The following is a 16,818-nucleotide window of genomic DNA, read 5'->3' as shown; positions in this document are numbered from 1 at the left end:
TCGACGCTTAGGGTGCTGGGCAGCCTTACTCCGCTGCGACAGCAGCCTTCTTCGACTTACGAGCGCGGGCAGGTTTCTCAGCGGGCGCAGGCGCGGGCTCGGCCATCTTCTTCCGACCACGAGTCTTGGGAGCCTCCGCAACCGTCTCATCGGCGGCAGCAGCCTTCGCAACCGTCTCATCGGCGGCAGCAGCCTTCGGGGCCGCGTTCCGGCGCTGTGTCCCCAGCCCCGCGTTGCGAGCGAACTCGGCTCGCATGGCTGAGTAGTTGGCCGCCGTGGTCGGGTAGTCCCGCGGTAGGCCGAAGCGCTCCCGGTACTCCTCAAACGTCAGGCCGGCGCCGGTCAGATGGCGTTTGAGTGTCTTGTACGGCTTGCCGTCGATGAAGCTGATCAGCGCGTCCGGGGTGATCGATTTACGAATCTGCGAGGGCGTCGCTTTCTCCATCTTGGGCTCGGCAGAAGCAGAGGGGCCATTGAGCCCAGAGAGCGCGCCGTGAACCTCGGCTAGGAGAGCCGGAAGGTCAGCCGGCCGAACAGAATTCTTTGACACGTAAGCTGCAACGATGTCGGAGGTGAGTTCGATGAAATTGGTCTGTTCCGACGCAGAAATTGAGGCGGTCTCGTCCATTTGCAACTCCTCAGTGGGCGCACCACGAACGGGACCGGTGCGGGCCGTAGTCAAGGGATATTTGTGGAATTTTACGATATTGCGACCAGCATCAACATTTTTCTTGGAGAATATCTGACGTGTATCAGCAGCAACGCTCGCTCAACTTCGCTAGCTGAGGTCTCCCTCGACGCTCGGCTCAGCGATACCGAAATCTGTCGTCACGCCGTCTCCTCGCGTGATCTCTGGAGACTTGGCTCGCTGCGGCTCAGGCCTGAATGCGGCATCGTTGACGATGCTGCAGCACACCGACCGGGTCATGGCGCTTTGCTCGCTGGTCTCGAGCTCCTGCTTACGCCGTCAGGCGCCGCGTATTGTCCGCGACCAACTGCCGGTAGCGAGCAACGACCTGGTCATAAGTGCCGCCAGCAAGCAGCGTGTTGGAGGCCTCCATCGCAGCCACGACCTTTTCGCCTACCATCGACATCATTTCGGCCTGCGCCTCTGCCCCGCCCCAAGCGATCCGCACCAGCCTCAACTCAATCACCTTCTGCGCCTCGATGGCGAGCAGGAACGCGGCACAGAAGGGGTTCAGCATGGAGGCTCCAGAAAGTGGTGGCGTGCCATAACGTTGAGGCGCGCCCCGTGGTGCCCGAGGGTGGTTACGCGGGCACAACGGAGCCAGGCCATGCCTGCCAGCGCGGTGTCTCTACGCCGTAAGCGGCGCCCCGTGCTGCGATGCGCATAGGCGTACATCGCACGCTTCGGCTCGGGCGAACGTTCAGGAGCTATCGACCGTTTACGCCCGGACCCGAATGGCCTCGGATCGCGGACAGAGGAACCCATAGATGCCTGCACCTGGTACAACCGGGTTCGCAACGGCGCGGACGCAGCTGCCGGCCGATGCAGGCCATGGCTCCAAGACCTCGTTCTGGGCCCTGACGCTCGGATCCGTCGGCGTCGTCTACGGCGATATTGGGACGAGCCCACTCTACGCTCTCAAGGAGTCCCTGCACGCCGCGGCCGGCGGCGCGCACGCCCCAACACGCGACATGGTCTTCGGGGTCGTCTCACTGATCCTGTGGGCGCTCATCCTTATCGTCACGCTCAAATACGTGCTGCTCGTCATGCGAGCAGACAACGAGGGCGAAGGCGGCACCCCTTCCCTCGTTGCCCTTGCGCAGCGGGCGCTCGGCCATACCGGGGGGCCGGTCATCGTACTTGGCATGGTGGGCGTCGCGCTGTTCTACGGCGACGCCATCATCACCCCGGCGATCTCGGTCCTCTCCGCCGTGGAGGGGTTGAAGCTCGTCACCCCCGCCTTCGAGCCGTACGTGCTGCCGCTCAGCCTCGCCATCCTGATTGGACTGTTCGCGGTCCAGAGTCACGGCACGGCCCGCGTTGCGACCTTCTTCGGGCCGATCACGGCATTCTGGTTCATCGTCATGGCGCTCGGCGGTCTCGGCCATCTCGTCGACGACCTGAGCATCCTGGCGGCCTTCAATCCGGCCTACGGGATCAGCTTCCTGCTCAACCACGGCACGGCCGGCCTGCTAGCGCTGGGCGCCGTCTTCCTGGCCGTGACCGGGGCCGAAGCCCTCTACGCCGACATGGGCCATTTCGGCCGTTCGCCGATCCGCGCGGCTTGGTTCGGTCTCATCCTGCCGGCACTCGCTCTCAACTACCTAGGCCAGGGCGCGATGCTCCTGGCCCATCCCGAGTACATCGAGAACCCCTTCTTCCTGCTATATCCTTCCTGGGCTCTGCTGCCGATGGTGCTACTTGCTACCGTGGCGACCATCATCGCCAGTCAAGCTGTCATAACCGGCACTTTCTCAATCACGCAGCAAGCTATGCAACTGGGCCTGTTGCCGCGCATGCGGGTTCAGCGAACATCCGAGACGGAAAAGGGCCAGATCTATATCCCGCGGGTGAATTGGTGGCTGCTCGTGGCCGTCGTGTTCTTGGCGGTGCTGTTCAAGTCGTCGAGCGCGCTGGCGGCGGCCTACGGCATTGCGGTGACTGGAGACATGGTAATCACAGCCATCCTCGTCTTCGTCGTTGCCTGGAGGTTCTGGCGCTGGCCCGCCGCAGTCGCCGCGCTCGTCATCGCGCCGTTCCTGCTCATCGAGCTCGTGTTCCTGTCGGCCAACGCGCTCAAGCTGCTTCACGGCGGCTGGGTACCTCTGACCATTGGAGCGGCGCTGGTCACGGCGATGTGGACGTGGCGGCGCGGCTCGGCCCTAATCGCCGCGGAGATCCACCGGCGCCGCGTGCCCTTGTCGAATTTCACTCGGATGGCCGAGGCCGGCTCGGTCCTGCGCGCACCGGGCACGGCCGTATTCCTGACCGGCTCGCCGGGCGACACGCCTGGGGCCTTGATGCACAACGTGAAGCACAACCACGTGCTGCATGCTCGCAACTTCATCCTGCACGTCGTTACCGACGACCTGCCACGCGTTCCGGAGGCGGAGCGCGTCACGGTCAAGCCGCTCTCGGACGTCTTCACCTGCGTGAGCGTGCGGTTCGGGTTCATGGAATTGCCGGACCTGCCTCGCGCCCTGGCCGTGGCCGGGTTCGACGCTGACGCTCTGTCCTACTTCCTAACGCGCCGTGTCTTGGTGCCCTCGTCAGAGACCGGCATGCCGGTTTGGCAGGACCGGCTCTACATCGCGATGGCTCGGGCTGCGACGGACGCCTCGCGCTACTTCCGCATCCCGGCGGAAAGGGCCGTTGAAATCGGTGCCCGGATCGACATCTGACGGCGTGCGTGTCATGGGCGCGCTGTTCCTGGCTTGCTTGCGCGGCCCATATGCGAGCGCCGGGCCTCAATCCTGCTGTCGAAGACTGTCGCGTCAGAGCCAGCCACTCTTGCGGAAGCGCCAGTACAGGAGGGTGCAGGCGCCAAGGATGCCGGCCAGCACGACATAGTAGCCATAGCGCCACTTTAGCTCGGGCATATTATCGAAGTTCATGCCGTAGATACCCGCTATCGCGGTCGGCACCGCGAGGATCGCCGCCCAAGCAGCGAGCCGACGCGTGATGACGGTTTGCTGCGCCTGTCCCAGCATCAGACTCGCCTCGAAGGCGAAGGCCAGCACCTCGCGCATCGCGTCGATCTCGTCCTGCACTCCCCGCAGGTGGTCGGACACGTCCCGGAATAAGGGCTGCATCTCCTCGTCGATGGCCACGAGGTCGCCGTGTTCCAGCTTCCGGCAGACCTCGACCAGGGGCACCACAGCGGAGCGCAGCCGCAGGAGATCGCGCCGCAACTGGTAAAGTCGCTCGACCTCTGCGGCCAGCAACTCGCGCCTAAGGATGCGGTCTTCGATGGCCTCCACCTCGGCCAGCACCGACTCCATCACGGGCGCGTAGTTGTCGACAATGAAGTCGAGCACCGTGTGGAGGATGTAGTCCTCGCCGTGCGCCAGGAGCTTGGGACAAGCTTCCGCCTTCTCGCGGGCCGAGGCGTAGGAGACCGAGGCTCCGTGGCGCACCGTCACCACGAAGCCTCGCCCGACGAACAGGTGCGTCTCGCCGAGCGCGATGCGGCCATCAACGAGTTGGGCCGTGCGGGCGACGACGAACAGGCAGTCGCCGTAGCGTTCGAGCTTGGGCCGCTGGTGCGCGCTCTGGGCGTCCTCGATGGCGAGGGGGTGCAGGCCAAACTGACCCTGGATGTCCGCCAGCAACTCGGTCGAGGGCTCGTAGAGGCCGATCCAGACGAGATGCCCGTCCTTGCGCGCCCATTCGCCGGCTTGCCCGATGTCCACGTCCGCCACGCGCCGTCCGTCGGCGTAGGCTGCGGCCATCACCACCCCCGGCGTCTTCGGCGGGGCAACGGCATTGGTTTTCGCGAGCATCATCCGCCCCCCTTCGAATCGCCGACTTTGGCGCCCGGCGACTGCAACGGTTCAGATGCGCCTAGGGTCGCATGCACAAAAGCCCGATCAGGGGCGGGACTTGACGGACGTCGAGTGTGTTGCCCCGGCTCAACAGAGGCCTCTCGTTTGCGTGATCTTCCTACTGTCGAAGCCGGACCGCTTTGACTCCGCCGGTTCATCGTGACTGTTCGCGGGGAACGGACACCTTGGAACAGACGGCGAATGAGGGATCGGGCGCTTCCCCCGTGCATCGACTGGCTCGCCGGCGTCTGCGGCCTCGCCATCCTTCTGTCGCCCGGTCTCTCCCGGGCGGCAGATCTCCCGAGAAGGGAGGGGGCGACGCTCCCGGCCTTCGTGGACTGGTCGGGCGGATACCTCGGCGTGCAGGCGAGCGCGGGGGCGTCCTACGGTGCCTTCAACTTCGACCGGACGGTTGTCGGAGGGCGGCCGGTCGAGGTGTTCCGGACGGGCGACGCGACTGGTAGCCGCGATCGAGGCCAGAACGCCACCACCGCGGTCGGCGGCCTCTTCGGGGGCTGGACGTGGCAGACCGGACGCTGGGCCTACGGCGTCGAGGCCGACCTCTCCGCGGCCAACCTCAAGCGACCGCTGGCGCTGGCTACACCCGGTTTCGGCTACGAGGAGATCGACGTCGACGGCAGCCTCCTGCGCGCCAAGACGGACCTCTACGGCTCCCTGCGTGCGCGCATCGGCTACAGCTTCGAGCGCTACCTCGTCTACGCCAGCTTCGGCCTAGCAGGCGCGAACTCGCGCTTCCTTGCTACCTACCCGGACTTGGCCAACGGCGGCACGGTGGCGGCACGCGCGGAGCAGGGCTACCTCGGCTTCACGCTCGGCGCGGGCATCCAGTTCGCCTTCCACCCGAACTTCGCGCTCGGCATCGACTACCGCTACGTCGACTTCGGCGAGAGCCGCAGGTTCGGCCTCGGCGCGGTGCCGGGACCGGCGGGCGGACCCGTGTCGACTCAGGCGTCGGCCACTGGCAACCAGATGTTCGTCCGCCTGATCTGGTTCCCGGAGGGCCTGCGCCTGCCGCCGGAGGAGGACGAAGCCGCCCCACACGACCCGGGCGACGGTGGAGGCGACCGCTTCTCCCTACACGGGCAGACGACCCTGATCGCGCAGGGCGTTCCGGGTTTCCGCTCGCCCTATCTCGGCCCGCAGAGCCTTGTGCCGCGCCAAACGCAGCAGACTACGACGGCGACGATCTTCCTCGGCCTCAAACTGTGGGAGGGCACCGAACTCTACTACAATCCGGAGTTCAGCCAGGGCTTCGGGCTGTCGGGCACGACGGGCGTGGCCGGCTTCGTCAACGGTGAGGCCCAGAAGGCGGGCGCGGCCTTCCCACGCCTCCGCTCGAACCGCTACTTCGTGCGCCAGACCTTCGGGCTGGGTGGCGAGACCGAGGACGTGCCGGACGGCCCGAACCAAGTGGCGACCCGGCGCGACATCGAGCGGATCACCGTGGTCGCCGGCAAGTTCGCTCTCGGCGACTTCTTCGACGGCAACCGCTACGCCCACGACCCGCGCGTTGACTTCTTCAACTGGTCGCTCTGGGCATCGTCCGCCTGGGACTTCCCGGCGAACCTGCCTGGGTTCACGCAGGGCGTGATGGCCGAGTACAACCGTAAAGAGTTCGCGATCCGGGCCGCCTACACGCAGGTGCCCAAGCAGCCCTCCAGCGACGTTCTCGACCCGCGGATTTTCGAGCGGGCTGGGCTGAACGTCGAGTTCGAGGGGCGCTACCGGATGCTGGCGCTCGACCGGCCGGGTGTGCTGCGGCTCGGCTTCTTCTCGAACGTCGGCAACGTCGCCGACTTCCGTCAGGTGGCAGCACTGACTCAAGCGGGTGTGTTCGACGACGCCGTGGCAGCAACCACTCTGACGCGCCGCCCGCGCCGCAAGACCGGCTTCTACGCCAACCTGGAGCAGGAACTGACGGACGACCTCGGCCTGTTCGCACGGGCGAGCTTCAACGACGGGCGCAACGAGAGCCTGTCGTTCACCGACATCGACCGCTCGCTCTCCGGCGGGTTCTCTCTGAAGGGCGCGGCCTGGGGACGGCCCAACGACACCGTAGGGATCGGTGCCGCAGTCAACGGCATCACCCCGGCCCATCGGGCTTTCTTCGCGGTCGGCGGCCTGGGCCTGCTCATCGGTGACGGGCGGTTGACTCGTTACGCACCCGAGAGTGCGTTCGAGGCATTCTACGCGGTGAGCCTGACGAAGGCGATGACGGTGACGTTCGACTACCAGCATGTCGAGAACCCAGCCTACAACGGCGACCGGGGTCCAGCAGACTTCCTCGCCGCCCGCCTGCATGTGGATTTCTGAACGGGCGCCGGAGCTTGCCACCGATCATGGCCAGCCTGACAGTTTCCCAGTTGTTGTCGGGGCAGGCAGATCAGGACAATCCCGATCAAGTGAGGAGCGTGTGGCGCATTAGCCTCCGACCTGTGCGAGGTTGCGGCTCTCATGCGGATCCGACACCGATGCCTCCTGTGGGGCTGCCCCAGGGGCGCGCCGTGAGAAGGCTAGGACGAGGGCCGGCAGGATCAGGAGAATCAGCACCGGTGCGAGGCTCATGCCGCCGACGACCACGAGGGCAAGGGGCTTCTGAACCTGAGAGCCAACTCCCGAGGAGAAAGCAGCCGGCAGAAGGCCAACGCCGGCCACTACACAGGTCATAACCACCGGTCGCATCTGGGTCGCGCACGTCTTGAGCATGGCCTGGACCCGCTCCTCCCCGCGGGCGATCAGGTCGTTGAAGTGCGCGATGACGATGATCCCGTCCATGACGGCGATGCCGAGGAGCGCGATGAAGCCGATCGCCGCCGAGACGCTGAAGGGCGTCCCGGTCAGAACGAGGGCGAGGACGCCTCCGGCAGCAGCCATAGGGATGACGCTCAGCGCCAGGAGCGTGTCGACGACAGAGCCAAAGTTGACGAACAGCAGGATTGCGATGAGGCCGACCGCCAGGGGCACCGTCACCGAAAGGCGGTCCAACGCGCCCTGCATGTTGTTGAACTCGCCGACGAGTTCCAGGCGGTAGCCGGCCGGCAGCTTGACCTCGGCGGCCACGCGCTCTCGCGCTTCCAGGATGGTGCTGCCGAGGTCCCGGTCGCGGACGCTGAACTTTACAGGCAGATAACGCCCCTGCCCCTCGCGGTAGATGTAGGCCGGACCCGAGACCAGTTCGACGCTCGCCACCTCGTTCAGTGGCACCTGGATCACCGCGCCGTTCGGGCCCTGGCCCGCGATCCGCAGGTTACGGATGGCCTGGACGCTCTGCCGGAACTGCTGGGCGAGGCGCACGACAATGGGGTAATGTCGGTCACTCCCCGAATCGTAGAGGTCTCCCGCGCTGTCGCCGCCAATTGCCGTGCGCACCGTGGCGTTGATGTCACCTGGCGTCAGGCCGTAGCGGGAGGCCCGGACCCGGTCGACGTGAATCTGGACGGTTGGCTGGCCGAGAGAGGTGAAGACGCCGAGGTCGGTCACGCCCGGAATGTCCCTGAGCACGGACTCGACGCGGCGCGCCACGTCGGTAAGGACCTGCAGGTCGGGGCCAAACACCTTGAACGAGTTCTCGCCCTTGATGCCTGAGACCGCCTCGGCAACGTTGTCCTGCAGGTACTGGGACAGGTTGAACTCGATGCCGGGGAACTCGCGGCGCAGCCGGTCGAGCAAGTCCGTAGTCATCGTCTCCTTGCTCACGCCGGCCCGCCACTGGTCCGTGGGCTTCAGCGGCGCGAAGAACTCGCCGTTGAAGAAGCCGGCTGCATCGGTACCATCGTCCGGACGGCCGTGCTGGGAGACGACCCGCTCGACCTCGGGCACCGCGGCGATGATCCGCCGGATGCGGTTGACGTAGCGATTACCCTCGGCGAGCGAGATCGTCGCCGGCATGGTGGCGCGCACCCAGAGGTTGCCCTCTTCGAGCTTTGGAAGGAATTCGAGGCCGAGGCTACGCCCGGCGGCCCCGACACCGCAGGCCAGGATCGCGGCGAGGCCCAGCGTCACGATGCGGTTGGCCAGCGCCACCCGGATCGCTGGGCGGTAGAGGCGGTCGAGCACCCGCACCAGCACGGTCTCGACCTCGCGCACATGATCCGGCAGCAGGTAGGCGGAGAGCACGGGCGTGACCGTGGAGGTCGCGATCAGGCCGCCGAGGAGGGCGTAGGCGTAAGTCTGCGCCATCGGCCCGAAGATGTGGCCCTCGACGCCGGTGAGCGTGAAGAGCGGTAGGAAGCCGGTGACGATGATGATAGCGGCGAAGACGATCGAGCGGCTGACGTCGTTCGATGCCCGCAGGATGTTTCCGAGCTTGCCCGTGAACGCGAGTGGCGGCCCAGAGGTCGATGGCGGCCCGTGTCCCGAGAGACGCCGGAAGATCGCTTCGACCATGATGACGGTGCCGTCGACGATCAGGCCGAAATCGAGCGCCCCCACCGAAAGGAGGTTTGCGGACTCGCCCCGGGCGACCAGGATGATGACGGCGAAGAACAGGGCGAAGGGGATCGTGGCTACGACGATGAGCGCGCTGCGCAGGTTGCCGAGGAAGAGCCACTGCACGATCAGGATCAGGACGATCCCGAACAGCATGTTGTGCAGCACGGTATGGGTCGTCACCGCGATGAGGTCGGCTCGGTCGTAGATCCGCTCGATCTTCACGCCCGGCGGCAGGATACCGGCCGCCTCGATCCGCTCGACCTCGGCCTTCACCGCCTCGATCGCCGGCGTGCTCTGCTCGCCCCGGCGCATGAGCACGATGCCCTGGACGATGTCGTCGTCCTCGTTCATTCCCGCGATGCCGAGGCGGGGCTGGTGCCCGATCGAGACCGAGGCCACGTCGCGTACGAGCACCGGGGCTCCGCTGGACTGGCTCAGCACTGTCTCCTCGATGTCGTCGGTGGAACGGATCAGGCCGACACCGCGCACCACTGCCGACTGACTACCGAGGCTGATCCGGTTGCCGCCGACGTTGAGGTTGCTGTCGTTGAGCGTCTTAACCACCCCCGCGAGGGTGAGGCCGTGGGCGGTGAGGCGGTCGAGGTCGACCGCGATCTCGAAGGTCTTGGTCTTGCCGCCCCAGCCGATCACATCGATCACGCCGGGCACCGCTTTGAACAGCCGGCGCAGAACCCAATCCTGCAGGGACTTAAGGTCGAGGATGCTGTAGCCCTCGGGAGCAGTGAGCTTGTATCGGAATATCTCGCCGATGGGGCTTACGGGCGAGATAGTGGGCTTGGCGCCGTTCGGAAGCGGATCAAGCTGGGCGATCCGGTTCAGAACTTGCTGCTCCGCTTCACGATAGTTGAACTCGAAGCCGAACTGCAGCTTCACGTCGGACAGGCCGTAGAGCGAGACGGTGCGTACCTGCTTGAGGTTCGGCAGCCCCGCGGTGATCGCCTCGATTGGTACTGTGACGTAGCGCTCGATCTCCTCGCCGGAGAGCCCGGGCGCCTGGGTGATCACGTTCACCATGGGCGGCGTCGGGTCCGGATAGGCTTCGATGTTGAGGGTTCGGAAGGCCACCAAGCCCGCGGCGAGCAGGAGTACGAACGCCAGCACCACAAGGGCGCGTTGGCGCAGTGCGTGCTCGACGATGAGTCTCATGCGCGTCCTTTCAGGCCTGAACCGAAACTGTCGGGCGCATCAGCCCCGGGTCACCATGCGGTCGATGAATAGGGAACCTCGCGAGATCACCCGCTCGCCGACCGTGAGGCCTTCGAGGACCTCGATGTTGCCGCCGTCGATGATGCCGGTGCGGACGCGGCGGCTCTCGACCACGTTGCCGGACTTCAGGACCCAGACGCTCGCCTTCGGTCCCTCCAGCACTACGGCAGCCCGCGGCACAGCGGTGGAGAGATGCTCGCGCTCGTTGATGATACGCACGCTCGCATACATTTCTGGCTTGAGGATGCGATGCGGATTTTCGATGTCGGCGCGCACGGTGATCCGCCGGGTCGCGGGATCGACCGAGGAGCCGATGAAGTTGATGCGCCCCTCGAAGGCCCGGTCGGGATGGGAGAGCACCCGGAACTGAAGTCGCCCGCCCATCGAGACTCGGGCGAGGTCAGCCTCGCGCAGCTGCACGATGAGCCAGACCTTGGACAGATCACCGATGATGTAGGAGGGCTCTCCCCCGCTCGTCGTAACATACTGGCCGGGGCCGATCTTGCGCTGGATGATGGTTCCGTTCAGCGGGGCGTTGATCGCCGTCTCGGGGTTGATCGCCCCGTTCTGAAGGCGCGCCATTTCGTCGTCGCGCAGGCCGAGGATGCGCAGACGGTTGCGCACGGCCTCCAAGCCGACCTCGGCGGTTTTGAAGTCGCTGCTCGCCGTGTTGAGGTCGTTCTGGACGCCCTGCAGTTCGCGCAGCGTGGTGACGCGGTTCTCGTAGAGATCGCGCTGGCGCTTCTCGGCGGCCTGCGCGAAGGTGAGTTGCGAGCGCGCCTTGTTTAGGACGTTCAGCGCCGCGAGGTAGTCGTTCTGTGCCTGGACCATCTCATTGGCCTGAATCGAGAACAGGTGCTGACCTTTCACAACCTGCTCGCCGGTGCGCGCGAAGATGGACACTACTCGACCGGGATAGGGCGAGAAGATCGGCGTCGACTGATACTCGTCGACCCCGATTTTTCCTTCCGTGACGATCTCCTCGAAGAATTGTCGCTGCTCGACGGCCTCGCTCGTCACTGCCGCGAGCTGGGCATCCGTCAGGGGGAAACCGGATTGGGCCGGGGACGTGAGAGTCGTCGAAGCCGCCGTTGCCGGCTGAGGGAAGAAACGCCATGCCGCGACGCCGCAAGCGGCACAGAACACCACGATGGCGATCTGAGCCGTGCAACTCAGTCCTTTGAGCGGATGGGCCGAGTCCCATGATGCCGTCATAACGAGATACACCCACCCGCGTTGATTGCGCGCCGAGACTCACCGGCTCTGGATTTTCCGCGAACTAAAGAGTTGAGCGTCACTAAAGTTCTCGAGAGGCAGAAAATAATCGCTCTTGGCACTCTTGTGACACATTGAAGACGGTGAATCGTGACTATTCGACGCTGTGACGCAAGATTTAGCTGGCTAACTCACTGCGACATGCGATTTTGCTTCAAGTTAAATTTTCCATCCAAGGGGTTGATGAGGTCTTGGCCGAGAGACGGCCGCCGACCGCAGCGCTTTGCCGGCTGGTCATTCTTCGTGAGAGCAAGGCGCTTTGAGACCCCCGTGCGAAGGAGCTCTCTGCTTAGCGACTCATCGAGCGCTATCGCCAGGATAGGACACGTGCACCGCGCAAGATTAATCCGGCAGGCAACAATAAAGTTGCGAGCCTTAATCAAGCCTTAGTGATAGACACTGGCAGTTTCGTACTTTATGAAGCGCCGCCGGTGATCAAAGGGCGCCGTGCCGCACGGAGAGACCTGATTATGTTCAACATGTTCAAGTCCCAATCGTCGCTCGACCTTTCGCCGCGCAACTGCCTGGCTGTCTCCCTGCTCTACTGCATGGCATCCGATGGCGAGATCGATCCGGAGGAGGTTGGTCACCTGATGTCCGTTCTCGGTCGCAACGCGACACGGCAGCAGTTGGACGCAGTCCTCAAGTATATGCGCTCGACCCCGCCGGACCAGTTCCTCGGCGAAGTGGCCACCAAGCTGCGGCCGGAGCAGAAACTTTGCATCGTGCTGAACATGATCGACAGCGCCATGTCGGATGGCGAGGCCGAGCCGGGCGAGGAGCGGTTGATTCTGCAGTTCGCTCAGGCTTTCGGGCTGACGGAGAGCGAGCTGACGCCGCATTTCCGCACGCTGGTCGCCAAGAATGACCGCGCCGTTCTAGATCGCTGAACGCGCGGGCCGTTACCCCAACAATCAGATGGTTGGTAGCTTCGTCCGCATGGCCGCTTCGCGTCGGTCCACTGTTTCCGGATCTGGCCAAATTATAGCCGGCCGAGTACGGCGCTCTCTTTGGGCCGCGGGCCAATCGCGCCACGGAAGACGGTCTGCTTGCCTTCCGGAATGCTATAGGCCCAATTTTCTATCTGCTGGGGCGCCGAACTCACCAAGCAGATCTCATGCGGCCCACGTGGATGTGTTGTTGTGATTTAGGGGCGGGCGCCACGAGGCGGTGACGTAGTTCACACCAACTCTACCTGGATCAAGTCGTATTTGCTTGGACGGTCCACCGGGCGCAACTGGCGACCGGTGGACCGTCCGTTCCTCACCGACCCACAGCCCTCAGATATCCTCCATCCATTCGATGTGTCCGTCGGACAGCCCATAACGCGCGCCGACGACTTTGACCTTTCCTTGGTTGAGCGCGCCGGTGATCACCAGGCTCTGGGTTGTCAGCCGCTTGGCGACGCGGCGCGCGTTGCTCCGCACGGAGGCTTCCAGGAGGTCGCCTCCCTGGGCCTTGGCCTCCAGCACGGCCGGCACAATCGGTTGCACCATCTCCCCAATGACGCCTGGGAACGTTGCGTTCTTCTCTACGACGTCGACCGCCGCCGCGACGGCACCACAGGATTGATGCCCGAGCACGACGACGAGGGGCACGCCCAGGACGCCAACCGCATACTCAATGCTCCCGAGCGCCGCTGTGTCGACGGTGTTGCCGGCGTTCCGGACAATGAATAGCTCTCCGAGACCACGACCGAACAGGATCTCGGGCGAGACGCGGCTGTCCGAACAGCCCACCAGCACGCAGAACGGTGCCTGACCTCGGGCAAGCTCGAGACGACGCTCACGTCCGTTGGCTGCCAGTGAGGGCGCCTCGTTCCGGAAGTTCTCGTTGCCCTCCTTCATCATTTTGAGCGCATCTGTGGGCGAGAGGGAGGTCTTCGCCATCTGTGATGCAGCCTGAACGGCACCGCTCGGCAGCGCGGACGCTGCCAGGACGCCTGCGGCCCCTATCAGAAGGCGTCTGCGGCCGAGCTGGAGGCGGCCGGCATCGGCGTAGCATTCACAGAGCGTGGACATGGTGGCAGATCCCTCTAGGTTCCGAGAGGTCAGCCGCCCCGCGGTGGAACCAAGCGCGCATCGGACGACAAGCGATTTAATATTACACTGCCGGATTTCTTCAATCGGCATAGAATTACAGACAGTGAATTATCCAAATAGTATAACGGCTGCTAGGGGTGGAAATCTTCCGTTCTGCTTCTGAGCGATCGGCGCAACTAAGCAGACGCTGTCGCCCACTCGCTGACGCTTCCATGCAGATCCACCGTCACCTGAGAGGGTTGCCGCCGGTTCATTCCCCGCCTTTCGCAGCAGGCGCGATCCAAAACAGGATGATGAGCACCGATTTGGACGGCGTGGGGATGGCCCTACGCGGAGGTGTGGCCCAGATCCTTATTCCAATCTATCGAAAGCGAGCCAACCACGCAGCACTCCTTCATCAAAGTCCTGGCATGCTCGCCGCATGCGAAGGAGTTGATCCATGCGGACGTGGCTTGCGGTTGGTGTGGCGGTTCTATCGCTTGTGGGGAGCATCGACGCTGCCGAGGCTCGCGCTCGAATCCGTTTGCCCTTCGGACGCACGGTAGCGCCCCAGCGACCTTCGATGCTTCCCCCCACGGCCGCTCTGCAGGTTCAGGCTGGCTCCGTCAGCCGGATCGGCTACCGGCCTGCAATCGTCATCACGCCGGGCCAGGCTGCCGTCGCGGCCGCTGCAACGGCAGCGCCGATCGCGGCCGCATCTGATGTCGCTGCCAACGCTGAGCCGACGCCGAAGCTCCAACGGGTTACAGTGCCCCCGACGCCTCCTTCGCCGCGTATCCAAGAAGTCCGCGCGGTCGCTCCGCCCTGCGAGGCCGGCAAGCGTGTCGGCGGCATCGATCGCGAGGATGCCGGGTTCTGTCTGATCAACTGATCCTTTGCTTCATTCGGCGGCAAGTTCCCTGACGCGCCCGAGAGGGGATTAGTCTGTTTCCCCTCGGATTGGAGGCACTGGAGCAAACCGATATATTCACGCTGTGGTCAGCATCATCCGAGGTATGGGGCATCACCTTCGATTGAAATAGCGTCGCTTTAAGACTCAACCTGTCACGGTGCTTGGAACCGCTCGAAAGCTACTGATGCCGCTCTCCTACTCCGCACGCCTGCGACGTGATCTGCGTGATTGGCAGGAGCGCGGCCTGCTCCAGCCGGAGCAGGCGGAACGCATCGCCGCCCATGCCCTCGCCCCACGCGGTTCCAAGCATCTACAGGCGGCGCTGAGCCTGTGCATCCTCCTGCTGATGGCTCCCTCGATCATCGCGTTCGTGGCGGCGAACTGGTCCGGGCTCTCGCCTGCGTCCCGGCTGGTCGTTCTGCTGCTCATCAACGCCGCGGCCGTGTTGGGCACCTACATCGCCGCGGCTCGCCAAGCCCGCGAGCGACCGGGGTGGGCTGGCAGGTTCGTCGATGGGCTCGCGACGCTGTCCCTGGCCATCGCGGCAGCTACCCTGGCCTTCGTCGGACAGACCTTTCACGTCGCTGCGGATCCCCGCGGCTTCGCCTGCACCGTCGCCGTCCTCGGATTGGCGACGGCGCTCGTCGCGCGCTCGGGCGGCGCGGCCGTCGTCGCCTGCCTCGCCCTCATCGCGGCCGATGTAAGCTTTGGCGAACTCGACCTCGCGACGCTGCGCGCGGATATCGCCTCTGGTGCCGGGCTCTGGTTTTGGGTCGTCGGTCCGGCGCTGTTCCTCGCGAGCCTGTCCAGCTGGTTGCCGGCTCGGGAGTTCACGCTACTCCTGATCCTGGTTGTTCTGACCAACCATCTCGGCGGCGCACCGGCCGGCCTGACATTCCTCCTGCCGCCCGACCGCATTCTGATCGTGGCCGCGCTCGCTCTCGCCCTCGGCCACGGGCTGACGCGCTTCCAACCTCCAGGCGGAGCGGCATTGCGTCTGCGCGACGGGGCGCATGCTCTCATGCGCGCGGCTGTCGGCCTCTGCCTGCTCGGCATCATCATGGTCGCGGTGCGCACGCTCGGCTTCGGCGGAGCGCGCTCGACCTTCACGGTACCATTGGCGTTTGGCGCGATCGCACTCGCAGCAGCGGTCATAACGCGCTTTCGATGGCCCTCACGCGCGACCGCCCTCACGAGCGATCTCCTGGTTCTCGCCGCGGCCGCGACGGCGCTCACGGTCTGGCTCATCGCCGGCGGAGGCCGGGAGCCCTCGACCTTCTGGACCGTGTGGGGCGGCATCGTCCCGGGCCTTATGCTTGTCGTCGCCGGTGATCTGGAAGGCAGGCGTGAACTCTACGGCTGGGGCATGGCGCTGACTGCAGGCATCACGATCGCGATGCTCGCCGCCTCCCGCAACCTGATCGCGTTCTCCGGCAATCTGCTGCTGTGCGCACTTATGCTCAGTCTCGCGTTGGTCGCCTGCCGCTGGGCCACCCGCCGTATCGCCGGGAGGACGGCATGAAAGGCCTTCTCGGGCTCGCTTTCGCCGGTCTGCTGGCGATCCAGGTCTCACCCTCGGTGAACCTGGCATGGCAACAGACACAGCGGCTGAATGACGGGCGTGCAGTTCGCTTGGCCGTTGAAACCCGGGACCCCCGCGACCTCCTGCGCGGCGAGTACAGCGTGCTCGCCTACGAGATCGGGCGGTTGCAGGGGGTCGGCGCGAGGACGACGCCGATGGCCTGCGATCTCGAGGCCCGCGAGAGTTGCCGGCTGGATGCGGGGCGCGACGTCTACGTCCGGCTGTCTGTCGACGCCGATGGCGTCCACAGGGCGGAGGAGGCCCGGTTCGCGGGACCGGCAGAGGACGGCTTGTTCATCAAAGGCCGTTTGGCATCCGGGACGCTTGTGCGTCAGGGGGCTCCACTCAGCGTTCGGGCCAGGACGAACGGCCAGCCGGCGGAGCCCACCACGTGCGACCGTCCAGCCTGTCTGACGGGCGTCGTGACCTATGGCATCGAGCGCTGGTACGGAGCGCAGGGTGTTCCGGGCAAGCTTGATCGGACGGCGCGCAAGGACGTCCTGGTTGACGTGCGCGTGGTGTCGGACGGAACGGCGGTAATCGACGGGATCACGGTGGCGGGCAAAACCTTCGCCAGGACGGCCCGCCTCTGGTGAAATAAGGAGGTTGTGAGCGACGTCGCCCAGCGCGCCTGCCTCGGTTTCTTAGCCTCGGCGCTTAGGGAACGGTGGACGTTCTACGGTGACGGAGGCGAAATTACGGTACCCGTCGGATCTCGGTTCTTGGCCAGACACGGTCCCACGGGGTTATGTCTTCAAATGACCAAGGTGGGTGGAATGCGGCCGATCCGCTTCCCGGGCTGCGATGCATGAGAGCTGACGTTGCCGCCGCTCAGG

12 protein-coding genes are annotated in these 16,818 nt (G+C 65.0%); 6 read left to right on the top strand and 6 right to left on the bottom strand.

Translation table 11 applies throughout. The features are described 5' to 3' along the window. Positions 1-25 precede the first annotated feature (25 nt). Together J3A75_RS11855 and J3A75_RS11850 are read right to left on the bottom strand one after the other, a co-directional pair. Complete coding sequence (locus J3A75_RS11855) at positions 26-628, bottom strand: MucR family transcriptional regulator (RefSeq protein WP_209650241.1); 603 nt, start codon at positions 626-628, stop codon at positions 26-28. A 331-nt stretch (positions 629-959) separates the two neighbouring features. Next, positions 960-1,205 carry a hypothetical protein gene (locus J3A75_RS11850; RefSeq protein WP_209650240.1) on the bottom strand — a complete coding sequence of 82 codons (246 nt, stop codon included), beginning with the start codon at positions 1,203-1,205 and terminating at the stop codon, positions 960-962. Between the two features lie 250 nt (positions 1,206-1,455). On the opposite strand from J3A75_RS11850, the gene J3A75_RS11845 reads away from it, so the two are divergent. After that, a complete protein-coding gene (locus tag J3A75_RS11845) occupies positions 1,456-3,369 on the top strand; it encodes a potassium transporter Kup (protein ID WP_209650239.1) in 1,914 nt (637 codons plus the stop codon). 93 nt (positions 3,370-3,462) lie between these two features. Here J3A75_RS11845 and J3A75_RS11840 read toward each other — a convergent pair whose 3' ends face one another. Next, the gene (locus J3A75_RS11840; protein WP_209650921.1) at positions 3,463-4,470 is read right to left on the bottom strand and encodes a magnesium and cobalt transport protein CorA; all 1,008 of its coding nucleotides are present in this window, start codon (positions 4,468-4,470) and stop codon (positions 3,463-3,465) included. Between the two features lie 243 nt (positions 4,471-4,713). On the opposite strand from J3A75_RS11840, the gene J3A75_RS11835 reads away from it, so the two are divergent. Next, positions 4,714-6,846: a carbohydrate porin gene (locus J3A75_RS11835; RefSeq protein ID WP_209650238.1), complete on the top strand. Its 2,133-nt coding sequence runs from the start codon at positions 4,714-4,716 to the stop codon at positions 6,844-6,846. A gap of 108 nt (positions 6,847-6,954) precedes the next feature. Here J3A75_RS11835 and J3A75_RS11830 read toward each other — a convergent pair whose 3' ends face one another. Together J3A75_RS11830 and J3A75_RS11825 are read right to left on the bottom strand one after the other, a co-directional pair. Continuing rightward, on the bottom strand, positions 6,955-10,131 hold the full coding sequence (locus J3A75_RS11830; RefSeq protein ID WP_127991227.1) for an efflux RND transporter permease subunit: 3,177 nt from the start codon (positions 10,129-10,131) through the stop codon (positions 6,955-6,957). Positions 10,132-10,170: 39 nt separating this feature from the next. After that, complete coding sequence (locus J3A75_RS11825) at positions 10,171-11,406, bottom strand: efflux RND transporter periplasmic adaptor subunit (RefSeq protein WP_070999126.1); 1,236 nt, start codon at positions 11,404-11,406, stop codon at positions 10,171-10,173. Positions 11,407-11,936: 530 nt separating this feature from the next. Here J3A75_RS11825 and J3A75_RS11820 point away from each other — a divergent pair. Next, positions 11,937-12,356, top strand: coding sequence for a TerB family tellurite resistance protein (locus J3A75_RS11820; RefSeq protein WP_209650237.1), 420 nt, complete (start codon positions 11,937-11,939; stop codon positions 12,354-12,356). Between the two features lie 390 nt (positions 12,357-12,746). Here the strand turns inward: J3A75_RS11820 and J3A75_RS11815 are convergent, their stop codons facing one another. Then, a complete protein-coding gene (locus J3A75_RS11815; protein WP_209650236.1) occupies positions 12,747-13,487 on the bottom strand; it encodes a carbonic anhydrase in 741 nt (246 codons plus the stop codon). Between the two features lie 583 nt (positions 13,488-14,070). On the opposite strand from J3A75_RS11815, the gene J3A75_RS11810 reads away from it, so the two are divergent. From J3A75_RS11810 to J3A75_RS11800, 3 genes are all read left to right on the top strand, one after another. Then, positions 14,071-14,379 carry a hypothetical protein gene (locus J3A75_RS11810; RefSeq protein ID WP_209650235.1) on the top strand — a complete coding sequence of 103 codons (309 nt, stop codon included), beginning with the start codon at positions 14,071-14,073 and terminating at the stop codon, positions 14,377-14,379. A gap of 205 nt (positions 14,380-14,584) precedes the next feature. Further along, complete coding sequence (locus tag J3A75_RS11805) at positions 14,585-15,922, top strand: DUF2157 domain-containing protein (protein WP_209650234.1); 1,338 nt, start codon at positions 14,585-14,587, stop codon at positions 15,920-15,922. After that, positions 15,919-16,578, top strand: coding sequence for a GDYXXLXY domain-containing protein (locus J3A75_RS11800; protein WP_209650233.1), 660 nt, complete (start codon positions 15,919-15,921; stop codon positions 16,576-16,578). The genes J3A75_RS11805 and J3A75_RS11800 overlap by 4 nt, the downstream gene beginning before the upstream one ends. Positions 16,579-16,818 lie beyond the last annotated feature (240 nt).

Origin of the sequence: Methylobacterium sp. PvP105, assembly GCF_017876975.1 — a bacterium.
Lineage (GTDB): Bacteria > Pseudomonadota > Alphaproteobacteria > Rhizobiales > Beijerinckiaceae > Methylobacterium > Methylobacterium radiotolerans.
This window is presented reverse-complemented; position numbering and strand designations above follow the sequence as displayed.

Excerpts from the sequence above, each read along its gene's own strand:
- J3A75_RS11855 (WP_209650241.1), bottom strand. The coding sequence starts at position 628 with ATGGACGAGACCGCCTCAATTTCTGCGTCGGAACAGACCAATTTCATC.
- J3A75_RS11850 (WP_209650240.1), bottom strand. The coding sequence starts at position 1,205 with ATGCTGAACCCCTTCTGTGCCGCGTTCCTGCTCGCCATCGAGGCGCAG.
- J3A75_RS11845 (WP_209650239.1), top strand. The coding sequence starts at position 1,456 with ATGCCTGCACCTGGTACAACCGGGTTCGCAACGGCGCGGACGCAGCTG.
- J3A75_RS11840 (WP_209650921.1), bottom strand. The coding sequence starts at position 4,470 with ATGCTCGCGAAAACCAATGCCGTTGCCCCGCCGAAGACGCCGGGGGTG.
- J3A75_RS11835 (WP_209650238.1), top strand. The coding sequence starts at position 4,714 with ATGAGGGATCGGGCGCTTCCCCCGTGCATCGACTGGCTCGCCGGCGTC.
- J3A75_RS11830 (WP_127991227.1), bottom strand. The coding sequence starts at position 10,131 with ATGAGACTCATCGTCGAGCACGCACTGCGCCAACGCGCCCTTGTGGTG.
- J3A75_RS11825 (WP_070999126.1), bottom strand. The coding sequence starts at position 11,406 with ATGACGGCATCATGGGACTCGGCCCATCCGCTCAAAGGACTGAGTTGC.
- J3A75_RS11820 (WP_209650237.1), top strand. The coding sequence starts at position 11,937 with ATGTTCAACATGTTCAAGTCCCAATCGTCGCTCGACCTTTCGCCGCGC.
- J3A75_RS11815 (WP_209650236.1), bottom strand. The coding sequence starts at position 13,487 with ATGTCCACGCTCTGTGAATGCTACGCCGATGCCGGCCGCCTCCAGCTC.
- J3A75_RS11810 (WP_209650235.1), top strand. The coding sequence starts at position 14,071 with ATGCTTCCCCCCACGGCCGCTCTGCAGGTTCAGGCTGGCTCCGTCAGC.
- J3A75_RS11805 (WP_209650234.1), top strand. The coding sequence starts at position 14,585 with ATGCCGCTCTCCTACTCCGCACGCCTGCGACGTGATCTGCGTGATTGG.
- J3A75_RS11800 (WP_209650233.1), top strand. The coding sequence starts at position 15,919 with ATGAAAGGCCTTCTCGGGCTCGCTTTCGCCGGTCTGCTGGCGATCCAG.